Annotated in this window: 16 protein-coding genes and 3 tRNA genes; 12 read left to right on the top strand and 7 right to left on the bottom strand. The window is 57.8% G+C overall.

The features are described from left to right. Nucleotides 1–84: 84 nt before the first annotated feature. The 9 genes from JS530_RS00450 (at nucleotide 85) to JS530_RS00410 (ending at nucleotide 10,198) form a co-directional block, all read left to right on the top strand. On the top strand, nucleotides 85–474 hold the full coding sequence (locus tag JS530_RS00450; RefSeq protein WP_033890612.1) for a Rid family detoxifying hydrolase: 390 nt from the start codon (nucleotides 85–87) through the stop codon (nucleotides 472–474). 137 nt (nucleotides 475–611) lie between these two features. Continuing rightward, the gene (locus JS530_RS00445; RefSeq protein ID WP_214375325.1) at nucleotides 612–1,538 is read left to right on the top strand and encodes a lysophospholipid acyltransferase family protein; all 927 of its coding nucleotides are present in this window, start codon (nucleotides 612–614) and stop codon (nucleotides 1,536–1,538) included. Between the two features lie 310 nt (nucleotides 1,539–1,848). Then, entirely contained in the window at nucleotides 1,849–2,850 is a 1,002-nt protein-coding gene (locus JS530_RS00440; RefSeq protein WP_214375324.1) for an NAD(P)H-dependent glycerol-3-phosphate dehydrogenase, read from the top strand. Nucleotides 2,851–2,900: 50 nt separating this feature from the next. Further along, nucleotides 2,901–4,076 (top strand): D-alanine--D-alanine ligase family protein, encoded by a 1,176-nt coding sequence (locus JS530_RS00435; protein ID WP_214375323.1) that lies wholly within the window; start codon nucleotides 2,901–2,903, stop codon nucleotides 4,074–4,076. Between the two features lie 454 nt (nucleotides 4,077–4,530). Continuing rightward, nucleotides 4,531–5,697: an ABC transporter substrate-binding protein gene (locus JS530_RS00430; RefSeq protein WP_214375322.1), complete on the top strand. Its 1,167-nt coding sequence runs from the start codon at nucleotides 4,531–4,533 to the stop codon at nucleotides 5,695–5,697. A gap of 46 nt (nucleotides 5,698–5,743) precedes the next feature. Beyond that, on the top strand, nucleotides 5,744–6,676 hold the full coding sequence (locus JS530_RS00425) for an ABC transporter permease (protein ID WP_214375321.1): 933 nt from the start codon (nucleotides 5,744–5,746) through the stop codon (nucleotides 6,674–6,676). Then, nucleotides 6,667–7,548 carry an ABC transporter permease gene (locus tag JS530_RS00420; protein WP_240541013.1) on the top strand — a complete coding sequence of 294 codons (882 nt, stop codon included), beginning with the start codon at nucleotides 6,667–6,669 and terminating at the stop codon, nucleotides 7,546–7,548. Before JS530_RS00425 ends, JS530_RS00420 begins: the two co-directional genes overlap by 10 nt. Nucleotides 7,549–7,551: 3 nt before the next feature. Further along, nucleotides 7,552–8,796 (top strand): ABC transporter ATP-binding protein, encoded by a 1,245-nt coding sequence (locus JS530_RS00415; RefSeq protein WP_240541012.1) that lies wholly within the window; start codon nucleotides 7,552–7,554, stop codon nucleotides 8,794–8,796. A 313-nt stretch (nucleotides 8,797–9,109) separates the two neighbouring features. Continuing rightward, a complete protein-coding gene (locus JS530_RS00410) occupies nucleotides 9,110–10,198 on the top strand; it encodes a CPBP family intramembrane glutamic endopeptidase (protein WP_214375607.1) in 1,089 nt (362 codons plus the stop codon). Between the two features lie 154 nt (nucleotides 10,199–10,352). Here JS530_RS00410 and JS530_RS00405 read toward each other — a convergent pair whose 3' ends face one another. The 6 genes from JS530_RS00405 to JS530_RS00380 all read right to left on the bottom strand — a co-directional run bounded on the left by JS530_RS00405 (nucleotide 10,353) and on the right by JS530_RS00380 (nucleotide 16,602). Continuing rightward, nucleotides 10,353–11,150 carry a mechanosensitive ion channel family protein gene (locus tag JS530_RS00405; RefSeq protein WP_214375320.1) on the bottom strand — a complete coding sequence of 266 codons (798 nt, stop codon included), beginning with the start codon at nucleotides 11,148–11,150 and terminating at the stop codon, nucleotides 10,353–10,355. A 155-nt stretch (nucleotides 11,151–11,305) separates the two neighbouring features. After that, entirely contained in the window at nucleotides 11,306–12,736 is a 1,431-nt protein-coding gene (locus JS530_RS00400) for an aspartate ammonia-lyase (RefSeq protein ID WP_214375319.1), read from the bottom strand. A gap of 161 nt (nucleotides 12,737–12,897) precedes the next feature. Next, complete coding sequence (locus tag JS530_RS00395; RefSeq protein WP_214375318.1) at nucleotides 12,898–13,581, bottom strand: TetR/AcrR family transcriptional regulator; 684 nt, start codon at nucleotides 13,579–13,581, stop codon at nucleotides 12,898–12,900. A gap of 104 nt (nucleotides 13,582–13,685) precedes the next feature. Beyond that, complete coding sequence (locus tag JS530_RS00390) at nucleotides 13,686–15,014, bottom strand: DUF2974 domain-containing protein (protein WP_214375317.1); 1,329 nt, start codon at nucleotides 15,012–15,014, stop codon at nucleotides 13,686–13,688. Nucleotides 15,015–15,136: 122 nt separating this feature from the next. Then, nucleotides 15,137–15,730, bottom strand: a complete 594-nt coding sequence (locus tag JS530_RS00385; RefSeq protein WP_214375316.1) for a methylated-DNA--[protein]-cysteine S-methyltransferase — start codon at nucleotides 15,728–15,730, stop codon at nucleotides 15,137–15,139. A gap of 311 nt (nucleotides 15,731–16,041) precedes the next feature. Continuing rightward, nucleotides 16,042–16,602 (bottom strand): NADPH-dependent FMN reductase, encoded by a 561-nt coding sequence (locus JS530_RS00380; protein ID WP_214375315.1) that lies wholly within the window; start codon nucleotides 16,600–16,602, stop codon nucleotides 16,042–16,044. 324 nt (nucleotides 16,603–16,926) lie between these two features. On the opposite strand from JS530_RS00380, the gene JS530_RS00375 reads away from it, so the two are divergent. The 3 genes from JS530_RS00375 to JS530_RS00365 all read left to right on the top strand — a co-directional run bounded on the left by JS530_RS00375 (nucleotide 16,927) and on the right by JS530_RS00365 (nucleotide 17,219). After that, a tRNA-Gly gene (locus JS530_RS00375) sits at nucleotides 16,927–16,999 on the top strand. 33 nt (nucleotides 17,000–17,032) lie between these two features. Next, a tRNA-Val gene (locus JS530_RS00370) sits at nucleotides 17,033–17,104 on the top strand. A gap of 42 nt (nucleotides 17,105–17,146) precedes the next feature. After that, nucleotides 17,147–17,219, top strand: a tRNA-Val gene (locus JS530_RS00365). 82 nt (nucleotides 17,220–17,301) lie between these two features. Here the strand turns inward: JS530_RS00365 and JS530_RS00360 are convergent. Then, a complete protein-coding gene (locus JS530_RS00360) occupies nucleotides 17,302–18,531 on the bottom strand; it encodes an esterase/lipase family protein (RefSeq protein WP_240541010.1) in 1,230 nt (409 codons plus the stop codon). Nucleotides 18,532–18,608: the final 77 nt, after the last annotated feature.

The following is an 18,608-nucleotide window of genomic DNA, read 5'->3' as shown; positions in this document are numbered from 1 at the left end:
CGCATGGCGGGCACCTGGGATCGTGCGCATGACTACAACCATTAGACTCAGCCGTAATCGGCATAACCAACGAGAGGACTCATCATGAGCGAAAAGATGGAAGCAGTAGCCACTTCTGAAGCTCCAGCTGCTTTGGGCGCATACAGCCAGGCAGTGAAGGCGAATGGTTTTGTGTTCGTTTCCGGTCAGCTGGGCATTGACCCGGCCACCGGCGAGCTGGCAGGCGAGACCGCCGGCGAGCAGGCTGCGCAGGCGCTGAAGAACATCAAGCATATTCTCGATACTGCTGGTACTGGCATTGAGCATGTGGTGCGCGCCACCATCTACCTCAAGAACGTTGAAGACTTCAAGGAAGTCGACGCCCGTTATGCCGAAGTGTTCATCGGTTCGGTGAAGCCGGCTCGTGTGGCATTCGGCAACAACATGATTCCGAAGGGCGCTCTGGTGGAGATTGACGCCATCGCAGTGCTGTGACTGATCAAGTTATATAGCGCTGGATTCCGCGGATTGCGTCGAAAAAGAGCGATTTATACGGCTCTGAACAACGGATTTCCCGGAATCCAGTGCCGTTTGAGGGTGCGTCGGTCGAGGGGCGTGCAACAATAGTGGGCATGGCATCCAAAGGAAAACCGTCACCGCGTTCCGCGGTCAGCCCATTAAGCGACGCGCAGGTCTCCAAGCTTGCAACGAAGCACCAGTTGGTTGATCCCATGCATGATTTCCCCACTGGTCCGCAACGGAAGGCCAAGATCGAGGAAATCAACGCGCAGAATCCTCAAGCCACCAAGCGCCTGTTAACCGGTGTGGACGTGGTGTTCAACGCGAGTTGCAAGACACGCGCATGGGGCTTGGAACATGTTCCCGAAGATGGCCCGTTTATCTCTGCGGCCAGCCATGTGACGATGTTCGACGTATTCGTGCCAATGGCCAGCCTGTTCCATATGGGCCGTCGCCCGCGGTATATGGCCAAAGCCGAGATGGCGAAGTGGCCAGTAATCGGCAAATGGTTTCAGCTGGTCGGCATGCAGCCGGTGCAGCGCCATTCTGGTAAGGCCAAGCAGATTGAAGAGACCTCCATCGATATTCTGACTTCCGGGCGCCCGCTCACCGTGTGGCCGGAAGGCACGGTGACTCGTGACCCGAAGAAATGGGTGATGAGCATCAAGGAAGGCGTGGCGTACATCGCGCTGGAATCTTCACGCCGACTGGGTCATCAGGTGCCGTTGTATCCGGCGATTACGTGGGGTGCGGCCTCGATTAATCATTGGTGGCCGTGGCCGCGTAAGAACGTGGTGATGTGCTATGACCAGCAGCTCGATTATGCGGATTTGCTGGTTGACATGGATTCATGGGGTGACGAGCCGCCGGCCGAATTGGTCAATGAACTGATGTGGCGTGTGCTCAAGCGCATGAACACGGTGTTGGCCGAGATTCGCGGTGAAGCATTCCCGGCTGAAGGCTACTGGGATTATCGCAGCATGTCGCGTAAACCATGGCCGTCAGTAGGCGGACCGTTCCCCGCCGGCACAGTGGAGTAGCAGAAGCCGATACATGAGATAGCAATCTGTACAGCAAGATGCTGTATAACAGTGCACAGCGTGTGACTACCCCTCAGTCAGCTATCGCTGACAGCTCCCCTGACAAGGGGAGCCGAGTGGAACCCATGCGATAAACGTAAGGAGCAATTGGTATGGGTAGAAAAGTAACAGTTCTTGGTGCAGGAGCATGGGACGGAGCCGTTAAGTAGACAGCCCGGTGGGCTGTCTATAGGCGACGCCCGAGCGAGGCGGTAGCCGAGTGAGGGTAGAAAAACAGCACCCCATGCGACAAACGTAAGGAGCAATTGGTATGGGTAGAAAAGTAACGGTTCTTGGTGCAGGAGCATGGGGTACCGCCTTCGGCCAGGTTCTGGCCGATGCCGGCAACAGCGTAACCATGTGGGCCATCGAGCCTGAAATCGTAGAAGGCATTCGCGATCATCACCACAATGCAGTGCGCCTGCCTTCCGTGGAGAAGCTGCCGGACAACATGACCGCCACCGGCGATCGTGCCGAAGCCGTCAAGGACGCCGAAATCATTGTGGTGGCCATTGCCGCCCAGTTCGCACGTATCGCGCTCGCCGATTTCAAGGGACTGATTCCCGAGGATGCCATTGTGGTGAGCCTGATGAAGGGCATCGAGCGCAAAACCAATAAGCGTATGGATGAAGTCGTGCGCGAGGCGCTTGACTTGCCGGCCGATCGTTTTGCTGCCATCTCCGGCCCGAACCTGTCCAAGGAAATCGCTGACCGTCACCCGGCCGCCACGGTGGTGGGCTGCGCGAACCTCGACAATGCGAAGAAGGTCGCCGAAACCTGCACCACCAGCTACTTCAAGGCGTTCGTGACCAACGATGTTATCGGCTTGGAAATGTGCGGCAGCCTGAAGAACGTCACTGCGCTTGCCGTGGGTATGGCCCGCGGCGCCGGCTATGGCGAGAACACTGCAGCCATGATTGAGACTCGTGGCCTTGCTGAGCTGACCGCTCTGGGTGCCGCTGCCGGTGCTGATCCGAAGACGTTCGCCGGTCTTGCCGGTGTGGGTGATTTGATTGCCACGTGCGGCTCGCCGTTGTCTCGCAACTACACGTTCGGCTCCAATCTGGGCAAGGGCATGAGCGTGGAGGAAGCCACCAAGGTGAGCAATGGTGTGGCCGAAGGCGTACCGACCACGGATGCTGTGGTGGCGCTGGGCAAGGAGCTCGGTGTGCCGACTCCGTTGGCCTACCAGATGAGCCGCGTACTGAACGAAGGCATCTCCTGTGCTGAAATGTTGTCCGGATTGTTTGGCCGTGAGATTACGGCCGAGTAGGCTACCAATAGGTTGATTCGGTAGTCACAGAGTTATTGCTAAGGATGGTTATGGCCAAAAAGCGTATTGTGGTCCTCTACGGTGGTCGTGCGGACGAGCACTCTATTTCGTGCATTTCCACTGCCGGTGTGCTGGCTGCATTGGATACCGAGCGTTTTGAGCCGATTCCGGTCGGCATCACCAAAGATGGCAAGTGGATTGTAAATGGTGAGGATCCACGCGGTTGGGCACTGGATGGTGGCGAACTGCCGACGGTAAAGATCACGCCGGAATCCCGTCCGGTGATGATTGATCCTTCCCGCGGTAAGGATGGTTTCTTTGCCGGCGAGCCCGAGCATCTCAACAGCGCCGATTCCGGTCTCGTTGATGTGAACGACCCGGAAATGCGCCATACGCTGACCTCCCTTGGCCATGTTGATGCCGTGCTGCCGGTGCTGCATGGTCCTTATGGCGAAGACGGTACGGTGCAGGGTTTGCTGGAAATGATGGGTGTGCCGTACGTGGGTTGCGGTGTGTTCGCATCTGCCACCTGCATGGATAAGCACTACACCAAGATCGTGCTGAACGCCGCCGGCATCCCCACTGCTCCCGGCATCATGGTGGATGCTCGCAACTTCACTGCAGTTGATGTGCTCGAGCAGGTCGAGGCCGCCGGTCTCGCTTACCCGCTGTTCGTCAAGCCATCCCGTGCAGGTTCCAGCTTCGGCGTGACCAAGGTCGAGAAGTCCGAGGATCGTGAAACCCAGCAGGACAAGCTGGCCGCCGCCGTAGCCACCGCTGGCGAGCATGATTGGAAGGTCCTGATTGAGCAGGGTATTGACGGCCGTGAGATTGAATGCGCCGTGCTGTGCCCGAAGGCCGGCGAGGAGCCTGAGGCCAGCTGGCCGGGTGAAATCGTGCTCGACCATCAGGATGATGATCAGTTCTACGATTTCGACTCCAAGTACATGGATGCTTCCGCCAGCCATGTGGAGGTGCCGGCCAACCTGCCCGTCAGCGTCTTGGAGGATGTGCGCGACGTGGCTCGCCGTGCCTTCAAGGCTGTGGACGGGGCTGGTCTGAGCCGCGTGGACACGTTCGTGACCCCGGATGGCACGGTGATGGTCAACGAGATCAACACGATGCCGGGCTTCACCCCGATTTCCATGTACCCCAAGGCATGGGAGGCCACTGGTGTCGGTTACACCGAGCTCATCACCCGTCTCATCGAGGGTGTGCTGCGCTAAGCGTCCGATAATTTCGGGAGAAATCCCAAGCTCGTGAAAATACGCCACTGACTTGTTGTCAGTGGCGTATTTTTTCGCTATTTGACCATACCTCGTGAATATACGCCGCTCAGCAGCCGTCAGTGGCGTCTTTTCACGCAGTCGGGGATGATTTCGAAAATTTAATCCGCTGTGTAGCAATCCTCAATCGATGACCCATCAATGGATACCCCACCCAGCGCAGACTGTGTAATTGACACATTGTCACCAAGCGTCACTAGTTCACTCAGAGTTTCCTTTTATTCAACAGCTGTACCGCAAATAGCGAACACAGTTCACCTGAACGCCAGTGTCGGGACAGATAACCCCCTTACTTTCATGTCTTGGAATTATGGGCTCGATCAATGAAGGCCCCAACTCCCAGGATTCGGCACTACAAACCGCGTCCGGATGTATGTTGAGCAAAGGAACATCAATGAATAACCTGCGTAAGATCGCGGTTGCCTCCGTGGCCGCCGTGCTCGCGTTCTCCATGGCCGCTTGCGGCTCCTCCAACGCTTCCTCCGATGGCAACTCCGGTTCCACCGGCAAGGCCGTGAAGGTGAACGAAAAGTCCGCCAAGGCCACCTCCCTCTCCGACTTCGGCACCATGGACGACCTGGTCAAGGCTGCTGAAGAAGAAGGCGCCCTGAACGTCATCGCCCTGCCGCACGATTGGTCCAACTACGGCGAAGTGATCAGCACTTTCAAGAAGAAGTACCCGAAGATCAAGATCACCGAGCTTAACCCGAACGCCTCTTCCAAGGAAGAGCTCGATGCCGCCAAGACCAACAAGGGCACCGATGCCGCCCCCGACGTGTTCGATGTCGGCCAGTCCATCGCCGCCACCTCCACCGACGCCTTCGCCCCGTACAAGGTGCAGGCTTGGGACAAGATCCCGGACGAGAACAAGGATGCCAACGGCGCCTACTACGCCGACTACACCGGCATCATGTCCATCGGCTGGAACAAGGACAAGTACGGTGACGTCAAGTCCCTGAACGACCTGCTCGACCCGAAGTTCGCCGGCACCGTGGCTCTCAACGGTAAGCCCGCCGAGGCTGGCGCTGCCTTCAACGGCTACCTGATGGTCAACCAGCTCGCTGGCGGCGACATCAACAACCTGCAGCCCGGCCTTGACTTCTTCAAGAAGCTCAAGGACTCCGGCAACCTGACCACCGTTGACGTGACCAACGGCACCATCGACTCCGGCCAGACCGGTGTGGTGATGGACTGGACCTACAACCAGGCTTCCTACAAGAAGGAACTGAAGTCCAAGGGCGTGAACTGGGAGTACAAGACCTTCCCGAAGGCTCAGGTCGTCAGCTACTACAACCAGGCCATCAACAAGGACGCCCCGCACCCGGCTGCCGCTCGCCTCTGGGAAGAGTACCTGTACACCGCCGAGGCTCAGAACCTGTGGTTCAAGGGTGGCGCCAACCCGGTGCTGCTGGACTCCATGAAGCAGGACGGCACCGTTGACCAGGCCACGCTGAAGGACGCTGTGACCATCGAAGGCAAGCCGGTTTCCTACTCCAACGATGATGCCAACCGCATCACCGAATGGCTCCAGAACAACTGGGACAAGACCATCGGCAACTGATCTGCCGAACGAGTCCTGTAAACACACGGATTAAGGCTTCACTTTTATGACTGCCGCAATCGCACAGAACGGACCTGCAGCCTCCAAGGCCGCGGGTCCGTCCGCTACTTCTGCTTCCTCCACACTGGCCAAGCATCGCCAGGAACTCGGCACCATCGCCGTTTCCCTGCCGTTCTTCGCCTACACTGCATGCTTCCTGCTGGCGCCCACGGTGATTGTGATCGTTGGCGCATTCCAAGATCGCAACGGTGCATTCACGCTGGCGAACTTCAATAATCTGTTCGCGCCGAACACCATCGCCGCATTCGTCACTTCCATTCTGGTGTCCGTCGCATCCTCGGTGATCGGCGCTGTAGTCGGTGGCCTGGCCTCCTACGCACTGGTAATCGGTGCCAAACCGAACGGTCTGCTGCGCCGTTTGGTGTCCGCCATCTCCTCGGTGCTCGCTCAGTTCGGTGGCGTGATGCTGGCATTCGCGTTCATCGCAACCATTGGCATCAACGGCATCGGAACCATGCTGATTAAAACCTTGACCGGGTACACCGTGAACCCGAATTGGCTGAGCTCCCTGCCTGGTTTGGTGACGATTTACTGCTACTTCCAGATTCCGCTGATGATCATCATCTTCCTGCCGGCAGTTGATTCGATTCGCCCGCAGTGGCGCGAAGCCTGCGAATCCTTGGGTGGCAACACCTTCCAGTACTGGACGCGAGTCGCCCTGCCGATTCTGGCGCCCCGTTTCATCTCCGCATTCCTGCTGCTGTTCGCCTCTGCGTTCTCCGCATACGCCACCGCAGCCGCCCTGTTCTCCCAGCGCTCGATTCTGGTGCCGCTGATGATTCAAGGCGCTATGCGTAACGAAATGGATGCCAACCAGCAAGGCTTCGCACAGGTGCTGGCATTCGCCATGATCGTGGTTGTGGCCATTGTGATGCTGCTGAGCCACGCTGTAGAAAAGAGGGCCGGACGTTGGCAGTGAACGAAACCTCACCATTGGCTGAATCAACTCCCGCGGTGAAGCCGCCGCAGCTGCGCGCCGCACGCGTACGCAAGCAGAGCATCATCAAGTTCGTGATTCTGTTCGTCACGCTGGCTTTCCTGTTTGTGCCGCTTCTGGCCATGCTGATCTTCACGCTGCGCCATCCGCTGTCCGGCCGCTGGTCTGCAGCACCGTGGATCGCCATCTTTACCGGTAACGGTGAATCCTTGGGCGCCGACCTGACCGTGCTGTGGCAGGGTCTGGGCACTTCGCTGGCCCTGAGCGTGGTCACCGTGGTGATCATGCTGCTGCTCATGGTGCCGACCATGGTGATTGTGCACATTCGCTCCAAGGCGTTGGAGCGTGCTATTGAATGGGTGGCCACGCTGCCGTTGACCATTCCTGCCATCGTGCTGGTCGTTGGTTTGGGACCGATCTACCGGTGGTTGTCGGCCGACGTGCTCAATACCAATCCGATTTGGCTGTGCTTCGCTTACGTGATTCTGGTCATGCCATTCGCGTTCCGTGCGATTGCCGTGGGACTGAATTCCATCGATGTGAAGACCTTGGTTGAGGCTTCGCGCTCGCTGGGTGCATCCTGGCCGAAGGTGTTCTTCCGGGTGATCATTCCGAACCTGTGGCAGTCGATTCTTTCTGCCTCCTTCATTTCCATTGCCGTGGTGCTGGGCGAATACACCGTCGCCTCGCTGCTCGGCCGTATGAACCTGCAGGTCGCGCTGTACCAGCTCGGCCAATCCAACTCGCAAATCTCTACCGCCATGTCGCTGCTTGCCTTGCTCTTCGGCGTGGTGCTGCTCGTTGCGCTCGATTTGATCTCCGACGCGATGCGCAAGTCTAAGGAAGGTAAGTAAACCATGACTGTTGATCGCAATACTGCGACTACTCCTATCGCTGCCAGTGCAGCCGACGCTGAAGATGCATTCAAGAACGACCCCACTGCCACCCTTGAAGGCGTGAAGGGCAAGGATGTGACCAAGGCTGCCAAGGCGCTGCTCAAGGATTCCGCCAAGCGTGGTGGTGGCTCCATCCAGATGCAGGATGTCGTCAAGATCTACCCCGGTGCAACCAAGCGTGCATTGGATGATTTCAACCTGGACATCAAGCCCGGCGAGATGGTCGTGCTGCTCGGTGGCTCCGGCTGCGGCAAGTCCACGGCCCTGCGCTCGCTGGCCGGTCTTGAGGATATTCAGGGCGGCCGTATCATGGTCGGCGGTCAGGACGTGACTGGTGTGCCGGTCAACAAGCGTGAGATGGCCATGGTGTTCCAGGCATACTCCCTCTTCCCGCATATGACTGCATTGGAGAACGTGGAATTCGGGCTCGAAGTGCGTGGCGTCAGTAAGGAAGAGCGCCGCAAGGTGGCTATGGAGCAGCTTGAGCTGGTGGGGTTGGCTGATCAGGCCAAGAAGTACACCCAGCAGATGTCCGGCGGCCAGCAGCAGCGTGTGGCTCTGGCCCGCGCATTGGCCATCAAGCCGCGTGTGCTGCTGTTGGATGAGCCGCTTTCTGCATTGGATGCCAAGGTGCGTGTGCAGCTGCGTGATCAGATTCGCCGCATTCAGCTGAGCACCGGCACCACCACCGTGTTCGTGACGCACGATCAGGAGGAAGCCCTTGCTGTGGCCGACCGTATCGGTGTGATGAACAAGGGCAAGATCGAGCAGATCGCCGCCCCGCAGGATCTCTATCAGCGTCCGGCCACCGAATACGTGGCTACCTTCATTGGTCTGACCAACCGTCTGCCCGGTGCTTCCAATGGTGAGGAGGCTGTGGTCTTTGGCCAGCGTCTGCCGCTGCTTGCCGGATCCGCCACTGGTGATTCGGTTGCCGTGCTCGTGCGCCCGGAGAACCTTTCGCTGTCGCTGCCTGGCCAAAATGATTCCAAGGTTGGTGAGCGCGCCCGCGTGGAGGTCATCCACTTCCTCGGTTCGTTGGTGCGTGTGGACACGGTGATTACCTCCGGTGAATTCCAGCGTTGGAACAAGGGCGAGCAGCTCAAGGTCACGGTGCAGCTTCCCGCTAACGAGCTGCCGGCTGGATTGAGCTCCGGGGACGAGGTTATTGTCACGCCGCGTCCGGTCGCCGCGCTGGCCTGCTGATTGGTTGTTGAGACCATTGAGACCAATTGCCGTCTCGTGACAATACGCCACTGAGTGCCGCTCAGTGGCGTATTTTTTCGGAGAGAATCCATAGTTCGTGAAAAACGGACGCTTACTCCAACTCAGTGGTGGTTTTTCACGAGGTTTACGTTCCTTTCGAAAATTTACGCCGCTGAGTCACCGTCAGTGGCGGTTTTTCACGAGGTATACGGTTTCCTCGAAAATTTACGCCACTACCGCTGCACCGTCAGGTGCCGTATCCTAAAGACAGGAAACAGTCATACCAAGTACGGGGATGTGTATGAGCCAGCCAATGACACCATTGCCGCAGCCGCCGCAATCCAACAATGTACCGTTGCCGCCGCAACCGCCATTGCAGTATCCGCAGCAACCGCCGCAATCTCAACCACTGCAACCACAGCTCACTAACTGGCTCACTATTGCCCGCCGCCGCTTTTCGCTGATTGGTGCGGCATTGGTACTCATGATGGTGCTCTGGATTGGTCTCAATACCATCATCGGATTTACGGTGGTGCATTTCGTCGGACACCACGTGCCATCGTGGGTGCAAGTACTGATTTCCTCCGGTCCTTTGTACATTATTGCGATGCCGGTGAGTCTGGCGCTGTTTCTTCGCGTCCCGGTAACGCCGACGCGTCGCTATAGCATGCGCGCCAATGAATTCATTCAGCTGCTCATCATGTGCCTGCCGGTGATGTATGGCGGCAATATCATCGGCCAGATGTTGTCTGCCGGACTCACGCAAGGTACGGCGACGAATCGACTCAATAGTCTTGTGGCCAATAGTGATTGGTGGTTCAACGCGTTGTTCATTGCCGTGTTGGCGCCGATTTTCGAGGAATGGATTTTCCGCAAGGAAATCATCTCCCGCCTGCGCCGATACGGGGAGAAAACCGCCATCGTGTTTTCCGCATTGGCGTTCGCGCTGTTCCACATGAACGTGTTCCAGTTCTTCTACGCATTCGGTTTGGGATTGCTGTTCGGCTATATCTATATCCGCACCTCGAACATGTGGTATACCGTGGCCATGCACATGGCCGTTAACCTTAATGGCGCCGTTGTTGCCCCGTTGCTGTTGAGCTCAGTGGATTCCAGATGGTTGAGCGGCACCATGAGCGAAAGCGAGGTGCTGGCCATGATGCAGAGCGGCCAATCGGTTGGTATGGCCATTGTCGCACTCTATGCCACGGCATTGGTTGGTCTGCTGATTGCAGGCATCGTGCTGCTGGTGCGCTGGTTCCAACAGCGGCGATGGGAATTCTATCCGGCTCCTGAAGAGCTGCCGAAACCGATGCGGATGCGCACGGCATACATCAATCCCGGTGTGATGGTGTATGGGCTATTGACTATTGGGCTCACTGTGTGGGCACTGTTCGTATAAGTTCAGCTGCAAGGTATTCAAGAACGATTGTGGCCTTCCGCGCAACACGGAAGGCCACAATTCGTATGATCTTGGCTATGCGGCTACAGCTTTGCGGCACAGCTAAACAGTACAATGCCGCTACAGTTGCAACTGTAGCCACGTAACGCGGCGATTAGAGATTGTCGGCTGAACCGCCATCCTCCACCAGATACTGCTGGTCAGATTCGGCGATGGCGCGAGCCGCCTTATCGCGGATTGTGGAAAGCAGCACGCCTTGCCGTGCGAACAGCAATACTTCACCGGTCAAGCCGTACGGCGAGAATCCGGTGAATTTCACCAACGGCGGCTGACCTTCCAGCGCCAGATCGGCGGTAGCGGCCGTCACAAGTGCAAGAATATCGTGGCTCACCGTATCCGGCTCGCTGGAAGCCTTGGCAGTGAACTCCAACGTGGTCATGCTTTCGCTTAAGGGAGCGAGCTTGGTCAGAGCGGCGGTGTTCAACACGGAGTTTGGAATGACCATAATGTCGCCGCCGCGCGTGCGCACAGCGGTATGGCGCCAAGTGATGTCATGCACCACGCCGGTCACTCCCTGAATCGTCACCAGATCGCCGGGCTGGATCACGCGACCCAGCATAAGACCAAAGCCGCCAATCACATTGGCGATCGTATCCTTCAAACCAAGGGAGAGGGCGACGCCGCCAACGCCAAGAGCGGTGACCAGCGTGGTCGGATTAATGCCGAACACTGGCTGCAGCACCATGGCGATGGCCGCCACCCAAATCAGCACACGTGTGAGATTCACAAAAATCGAGGCGCTCGGAATCTGCGAATTGTCAAGTACCTTGCGCAACAGTCGACTGAGGATACGATCGGCGGCGAATGCCACTGCAATCATCAGCACCAGCCAAATCAGTCGACCGGCGTTCGCCTGAAACCATTGCGCAACAGTTGTTTCAAAATCACCCATGCTGCCCACTGTATCGGTTGATTTAGGGGAAGTTGTGGAGAATGGTGGAGGTTCGCTGAAGATGGCGGCCGTGGCGCGGTGTACCAGTCACCGCGACCGCCGTGAAACGGCCTGTGAAACAATCTGTGCAGCAATCCGTGAAACTAGGAAGTGCACTACTCCTGATGTTCGCGGCAGGTTTGGCCGAGCCCGCGTGCCAAGCGAATCGGATCGAGAATCTCATCGAGCTGTTCGGCTGGCAGATCAGTGCGCTCGCCGGCAACCTCGCGCACGCTCCGCCCAGAGTGCACGGCTTCGGCGGCGATGTCGGCGGCATGCTCGTAGCCAATGTAATGGTTGAGCGCGGCTGCGATGGATGGTGAGGACTGCGCGTAGGAGCGGCCGAGTTCGGCGTTGATTTCAATACCTTCCACGCAGTTGGTGCGGAAGATGGTCATGGCGCGAGTGAGCAGCGCCATACCGGTGAGCAGCTCGTGCACCATCACCGGGTCGAAGGCGTTGAGCTGCAGCTGACCCTCGGCTACCGCCCAGTTGACGGTTACATCCATGCCGAAAATTGTGAAGCAGCACTGGTTGACGCATTCGGGAATCACCGGATTGACCTTGGCCGGCATAATCGATGAGCCAGCTTGGCGGGCCGGCACATTGAGGTCATTGAACCCGCAGCGGGGGCCGGAATTGAGCAGACGCAAATCGTCGGCGGCTTTCTTCAAGTGCACGGCAAGGCTTTTGACTGCGGCGGACGTGGCCACATACGCGCCCATGTCGGTCATGGCAGCCACCGGATCGGGGGCCGCGGTAATGGGCAGGCCGGTAATCCGGGCCAGATGTTCAGTGGCAGATTTACGGAAGCGCAGGTCGGCGCAGATGCCGGTGCCGATGGCGGTGGCGCCGAGGTTCAACTGAGCCAACAGCGGCACCACGCGGTCGAAGGCCGCCAAATCGGACTTCAGCAGTGTGGCGAACGCGTGGAATTCCTGACCGTAAGTCATCGGTACGGCATCTTGCAGCTGTGTGCGGCCGATGGTTACGTCATTGATGTGCTTGTCGGCCAGATCATGGAACGCCTTGGCGAGTTTTTTGGTGGCCTCGGCCAGTGGCCCAATGGCATCGATGAGTGCCAATTTGCAAGCGGCCGGATAGGTGTCGTTGGTGGACTGGGATTCATTGACGTCATCGTTCGGGTGAATATACGCGTAGTCGCCACGCTTGTGGCCTGCGATTTCTAGCGCACGGTTGGCAATGACTTCGTTCATGTTCATATTCGCCGACGTGCCGGCGCCGCCTTGCATCACGTCCACGGGGAACTGGTCGGCCAGCTTGCCGAGCTCGATTTCATGGCAGGCTTGGCGGATGGCCTCAGCTTTGGTGTGGTCGAGCAGCCCAAGCTCCTCGTTCGCTATGGCGCAGGCGCGCTTGACTGTGGCATAGGCGCGAATCAGCTCAGGATGCTGGCTGTCGGTGATGCCGGAAACCGGGAAATTCTCGATGGCGCGCTGGGTGTGAATACCCCAGTACACGGTATTCGGCACTTCCATCGTGCCGATGCAGTCGTGTTCCAAACGGGTTGTAGTGTGTTCGCTCATACTTCCCATCTTCCTGTGTGGTTTGCTGAAACGCCAGCATCATCGGCGGATTGCGCCGTGTGAGAAACCTCACGAGTGCGTTGGCTGCAATTGCGGAGATGATGTTCAGACGGTCGGTTGCGCTGCCGCTCCGCTTGGTTTGGTGGTTGCTTCTGCGGCAGTCACTTCAGCGGCAGGGCGCGGCCAATAGTGCTATTCGTGTTGCCGGCTGAGGAAAGTGTCGCGTGCGCGAAGATGCGATTCCAGTACGTGAGCATATCCTCGCGGCTCATGGCCAGATAGATGCCCATGGCCAGTACGGCGACATCTTCCTTGAGCAGATCCTTCAGTTCGATGCTGCCGCTGAGCTCAGGCCAGCGCTGCAGCACCGAGAGCAAGCCGCCGACGGAGAATTCGACCATCAAATCGGTGCGAAAATCAAGATGATTAGGGTCCTTTTGCAGCATGCTGATCATCTGCAGTCGGGCGAAGTCGCGTAATGATTCGGCGAGTTCCACAGTGCTGTGTGGACCGGCGAGCAAGGCCAAGCGGTCGAGTCGCTGACGTTGCTCTGGATCCGAAAGCAGTGCGGTGACGCGTTGGCTCCACTGCTCTTCCGGATCGCGATCTGGGTTCGGCGGCTGATTGATGGGCGTGGCCTCCACCTGATGCATGATTGCGGAATCCGCAAGTTCGGGCAGGCTGGCGAAATGATAGTAGAAGGAATTGCGATTGACACCTGCCTCGCGCACGATGTCGGTAACAGTGATTTTGCGGTAATCGCGGTCGGCAAGCAGCTCCCAGAACGCGTTTTCCATGCGATCCTTGGCAGGGAGAATTTCGGAGTCATGGCGCGGGCGTGGCATATGGTCCTCCTCCATCACAGTCGATAGTTACGGTGTCTAATTTTTGAAAATATTATACGACTTATCTAATTGTTGGCAAGCATCGCGGCGTAAGTTTGCAGAATCTACTGAGCGTCCTGCGATTCCGTGCCGTCCTCTGGTTGCGCCGGGAGCTGGTCGGTAGGCTTTGGCTTGGCGGGCTTATTGGACTTGGCGGTGGAGGCTTTGAAAAGAATCAGCAGAGCCGAAGTCAGATGGCGGCGGTCTTCCGGCGTCAAGCCGACGAATGCGCCAAACATGGAGGGCAAGGACGCGGGGAATCGACTCATCATCTCACTGAAGCTATTCGCGCCGGTGGCATGAAGCACGGTGAACAAAGCATCCACGGCACGCTCACGCTGTTCGGTGGTGAGATTGGTGATCCATTGGTTCAACTCTTCGTTGAACAGTTGCGAGCTTGAACTCAGATCCGGTTCCGTGACGAATTGATCGCCGTCCACCTGCCAGGTGTACGCCGAATGCTGCATGATGCCTTCCGAATCAGAAGCGACCACACGGCACGGTTCTGGTGTGTCGAAAATCATGCCCACAATCGAAGAGCTGGGAACGATTTTCGTGACTTTGGGCTGAATGGCACGGTACGCAGGACTGGATACCACGTGTGAGGGGAAACCAGGACTGTCGAGCGAATAGACATGGCGAATTCGTCGTTGTACGTTGGCCTGCGCGTTCATTGCGGCGTAAATGGCTAGATTGCCGCCTTTGGAGTGTCCGACGAGAATGATTGGCCCGGCCCAGAGCCGCGCGACCGTGTCGAGGTAGGCGCTTGCCGCACGCTGCGCGGGCACCGGATACTGGAAGGTCATGTTGAAGTCTTCCTTCCAGCCGATCAGGGAGTCGTCCGTGCCTCGGAAAGAAATGACCAAGGTGCCCTTATGTGTGGGATTGCGACGGTTGCGGCTATCCGGCAGCTGGAACGTGGCGGCTGCGAACTGTGTTTGCTCGCCGCGGTTGACATGCTCGGCCACGGCTCCCAAACGTATGTCGGTGAACCGTGGGGAATGCGCGCAGGCTTGGAACAGATCATGGGTAAGTTCCGGGTTGATGACGGACACCATGTGCAGTTCGTGTGGTTTATCATCTTCCGCGGTCGTGGTGGAGAGTGATCGATGCAGCTCTTGATTGGCTTCGGTCAGACTCACCGATTCCAGTGCGGGATGCCAGAGATTCTTGAACCAAATCAACGGATGTTTCGGCTCAAACGCGCGTAGTCGTGATGCAAATGAGCTGCCGGAGGACTGCTGGGGCTGGGCTTCATCCAAAATAAGGGTCGGACTGATACTGGCCACATCTTCGTAGATCAGTGTGGCGAGCACCAGTGCATCGACCTCGTTGAAAGGCAGTTCCCTGAATGAGCGTTCTTCGGCGTGCACGTAATCGATGATGTCGCTCATATCGTGCCCCCTTGGCTGCCATGACGTCGTTACTCGGCTCAGATGCAGCGCCTGAACCGAGACCATCTTGGTTCTGTTCTAAGAATATTACGAATGTGATGCACGATTCGGTGATGATGCCCTCACAGTGAACGATATTGTTGGGTTTCCGTTCGTGGTGCTGCGAGGTCAAAACGGGCGAGCGAGACGCCTTCGAGCTCCAATAATGTCGCTTTGACGTCCAGGCGGCCGCCGTATCCGCCAAACGATCGGCCTGAGCCGACCACCCTGTGGCAGGGCACGATGATGGTGATTGGATTGCGTTTGACTGCGCCTCCTACCGCCTGCGCCGCCATGCGGCCGCCGCCTCGTCTCTCAGCAAGTTCGGCGGCGAGTTCGCCGTAACTGACTGTATGCCCGTACGGGATCTCCCTGACCAGTTGCCAGACTTCCTGTTGGAACGCCGTGCCATGCGGGGCAAGTGGGGGAGCGGTGTCCAAGGCCGGGCGCTCGCCGGCAAAGTAGGCGTTGAGCCATGCCGCCGTTTGGTGGAACACTGGCAGTGCATTCGCTGCTCCAGCTTCTGTTGTGGCAGGCGTGGTGGGAGCCGTAGTGGCAGGTGCTGCCCACCACCAGTCTTCGAGGCAGAGTTCGTTGAGCGCTGTGCCATCGGAAGCCATGATCATGCGGCCAATGGGTGTTTCTACGGTCGCGCGAAACGTCTGTGCATGCGTCATGTATCCATTATCGTGCCGCTGAGAGCATTGTTGGTGTCTGATGGATGCTATCTCGCTTAGCAGGGGTTGATTTGAGGTCTCAGGAACATCTATCTCTTCTATAAGGGGTTGTTTAAGGCCTGTATACGTTCTATGCAAGCCCTCACGGCGCCGTCATTGAGCCATTCTTGAGACTCGTCTACTTGGCGAGGAACCCCTTGTAACGCAGATAGACCTTCGGGAATGGTGAAATCAACCCCTTGTAACGCAGAAACCCTGCCAATCGATAGTGATTGGCAGGGTTTCTGCTCGGCGAGCTAGCGATATGTGGCTCAGGCCTCGACGAACTTCAGGAACGCGTCGGCTTCAGCGCCCAGCTTGGCCTTGTCGTCCTCGGTCAGACCCAGCTTGCCGGTGCCCCAAGCTTCAGGAGCCAGAGCGAAGCCAGCCTGCTCGTCCACTGGCAGAACCTCAGCCTTGTTGAAGCCCAGCACTTCGTTGAGCTTGGCGCGGGTGCCGGCACCGGCGGACTGGCCGGCAACGGAGGAGATGGCAATCTTCTTGCCAGCCAACACGGAGGCGGATTCGGCCGGGAACGGCTCCAGCGGGCGGGACAGCCAGTCGAGCAGGTTCTTCAGCACACCCGGGTAGCTGTAGTTGTACTCAGGGGAGAAGATCCACACGCCGTCGGCCTCGACAACGGCCTTGCGGGCGGCGTTGACAGCGGCCGGCGGGTTCGGGAACTCAACGTCCTGATCGAAGAACGGCACGTCGGCGTAGTCCAGGAACTCCACCTCGGCGCGATCGCCGATCAGAGCCTTGGCCTCGTCGGCCAGCTGATGGTTGAAGCCGTTCTTGTGCAGGCTGCCTACAACAAAGAGAAGCTTGGTCATACTATTCCTCTTTTCGCTTGGCGCACGGCGAGCGTGATGATGTGCAACTACCGCCGTACGCGTACTTAACTTCCGTACCTCATTGTGCTCCAATGCCGCAGGTTGCTGCTTCGCGCTGAGCGTACATTGCGGCGTGTGGCGGTGCGATGTGACCAAGGTCACATTATTGTCGACTTGTGATATTCAGAAAACGGCGAAAGGCTGACGGCAAAGGGTATCGTGCGCATTGCTGAAATCGTTGCAATTATGCGGAGACACGCGGGGATGATGCATTTTTCCGCCGAATGGCGTATCTTATTCACCTGTTGCTTCAAAACAACACATGCGGACATAGCTTAGTTGGTAAAGCGCAACCTTGCCAAGGTTGAGACCGCGGGTTCGAGTCCCGTTGTCCGCTCTCTGAAGGCTGGTTAAGCCTGATGGATGACCCGGGCGGTTGGCGCAGTGGTAGCGCACTTCCCTGACACGGAAGGGGTCACAAGTTCGAATCTTGTATCGCCCACTCGCATGAGACCGGCTTTGCGCCGGTTTTTCTATGCAGACCGGGCGATTGGCGCAGCGGCTAGCGCACTTCGTTCACACCGAAGGGGTCGTAGGTTCGATTCCTACATCGCCCACCCTTCCATTCCCGCCACATACGGCGGGATTTTTGTTATCCGCGGATGCGCGGCGCATCCGCAATCGATGATGCTGATGATGCTACAGCCCGCGTTGCTTCAGGGCTGCCACCATCTGCACGTAGAATTCGCGCACGTCGAAGCCGGGAATGTTTTCACGGTTGAGATCGATCATATCCGCGTGGGAAATACCGCGTGTGCCATTGGGCTCCAGCCAAGTGAATCGCTCGCCCCATGGGAATGACGGCTGTGCTACCAGCCCATCGTTCGGTCCGTCAAACCATTTGACCAGCGGGTACGTGAAATTGAGCGGGAACTTGCCGGTTGTGGCATGCGCCAGTTTGGAGCCCACGCTTTGGCAGACGATTCCAGCGAACGGTCCTGTAGCGCTGGCTCTGCCGCCTAATTCAGCGCTATCGCCGATCTCGGTGTTCAGCCGGGCGCATCCGGCTTGCGTGAGGTCGTGTACCGCCGCCATGAAATCAGGTTGTTTGTCGCCCAAGTGCGAGGCCGCTGCGTTATACGCCTTCTCCACTTGCCGTTGTGCGGCCAGTGGTATTTTCTCCAGTAGGTAGTCGGCGAATCCGCAGCCGCGGTGGGGGGTGTTGATCGTGGTCAGGGAAGCCACCATAGGTGCCGCGCCGCAACGGGCGATCGCATAGCGCATATCCAGTCCGCCTTTGGAATGGGCGATAACGTTCACTTTGCCGCATCCGGTCTGTGCCACAATTTGCTTGATTCGCTCGGTGAGCTCGCGCGCGGCATCTGGCACGGAGGCGGCGGACTGATGGTTGCCGTAGTAGATAACCGCGCCATTGCGCTGCAATTCGGCAGGTACGCGGCCCCAATAGTTCAACGCTTGGGTATCGCGGAAAAAGACGCCATGCACCAGCAATACCGGGTATCGTGTGGCGCAGATGCGAGCCGTCGCACGCGCACGGTCAAGCTGTTCCTTGGATGATTCAAAGCGCACCTCGTCGTCGACCGTGCGAATAATCAGGCGCAACGCAATAAGATTGGCGATAGGAATCCAGCCGCACAATATGCCGATAACGCGTCTTCTGATGCCAAGCTGCACCGAGGTGACGTACACGGTAATCATGCCGATCCAGAAAATAATGGATTCGATAATGATTACGGCGGCAAGTGCAATGACCCAGCTTGGCCAGCTGGCTGCCCAGGCTGCTGGCCAGCTGACGGCAAGCATGGTGATGAGGCAAGTGGTGAGCGCTACGGTGGCAACCAGCGTGGTCCACCAGAAAATCTTCAGCATGATGACGCCGAAACGGCATGCTGCAATGCGACCGGTCATAGTGCCTATGGTAGGCGTGAATAATCTACGCACACTTGGCTTCAGGTAAACAATGAGTGTAGGGATTCTTATGGTGG

The organism is Bifidobacterium colobi (assembly GCF_018555455.1).
Classification (GTDB): Bacteria; Actinomycetota; Actinomycetes; order Actinomycetales; family Bifidobacteriaceae; genus Bifidobacterium; species Bifidobacterium colobi.
The sequence above is the reverse complement of the archived record's forward strand: the minus strand, read 5'-3'. Positions and strand labels throughout refer to the sequence as shown.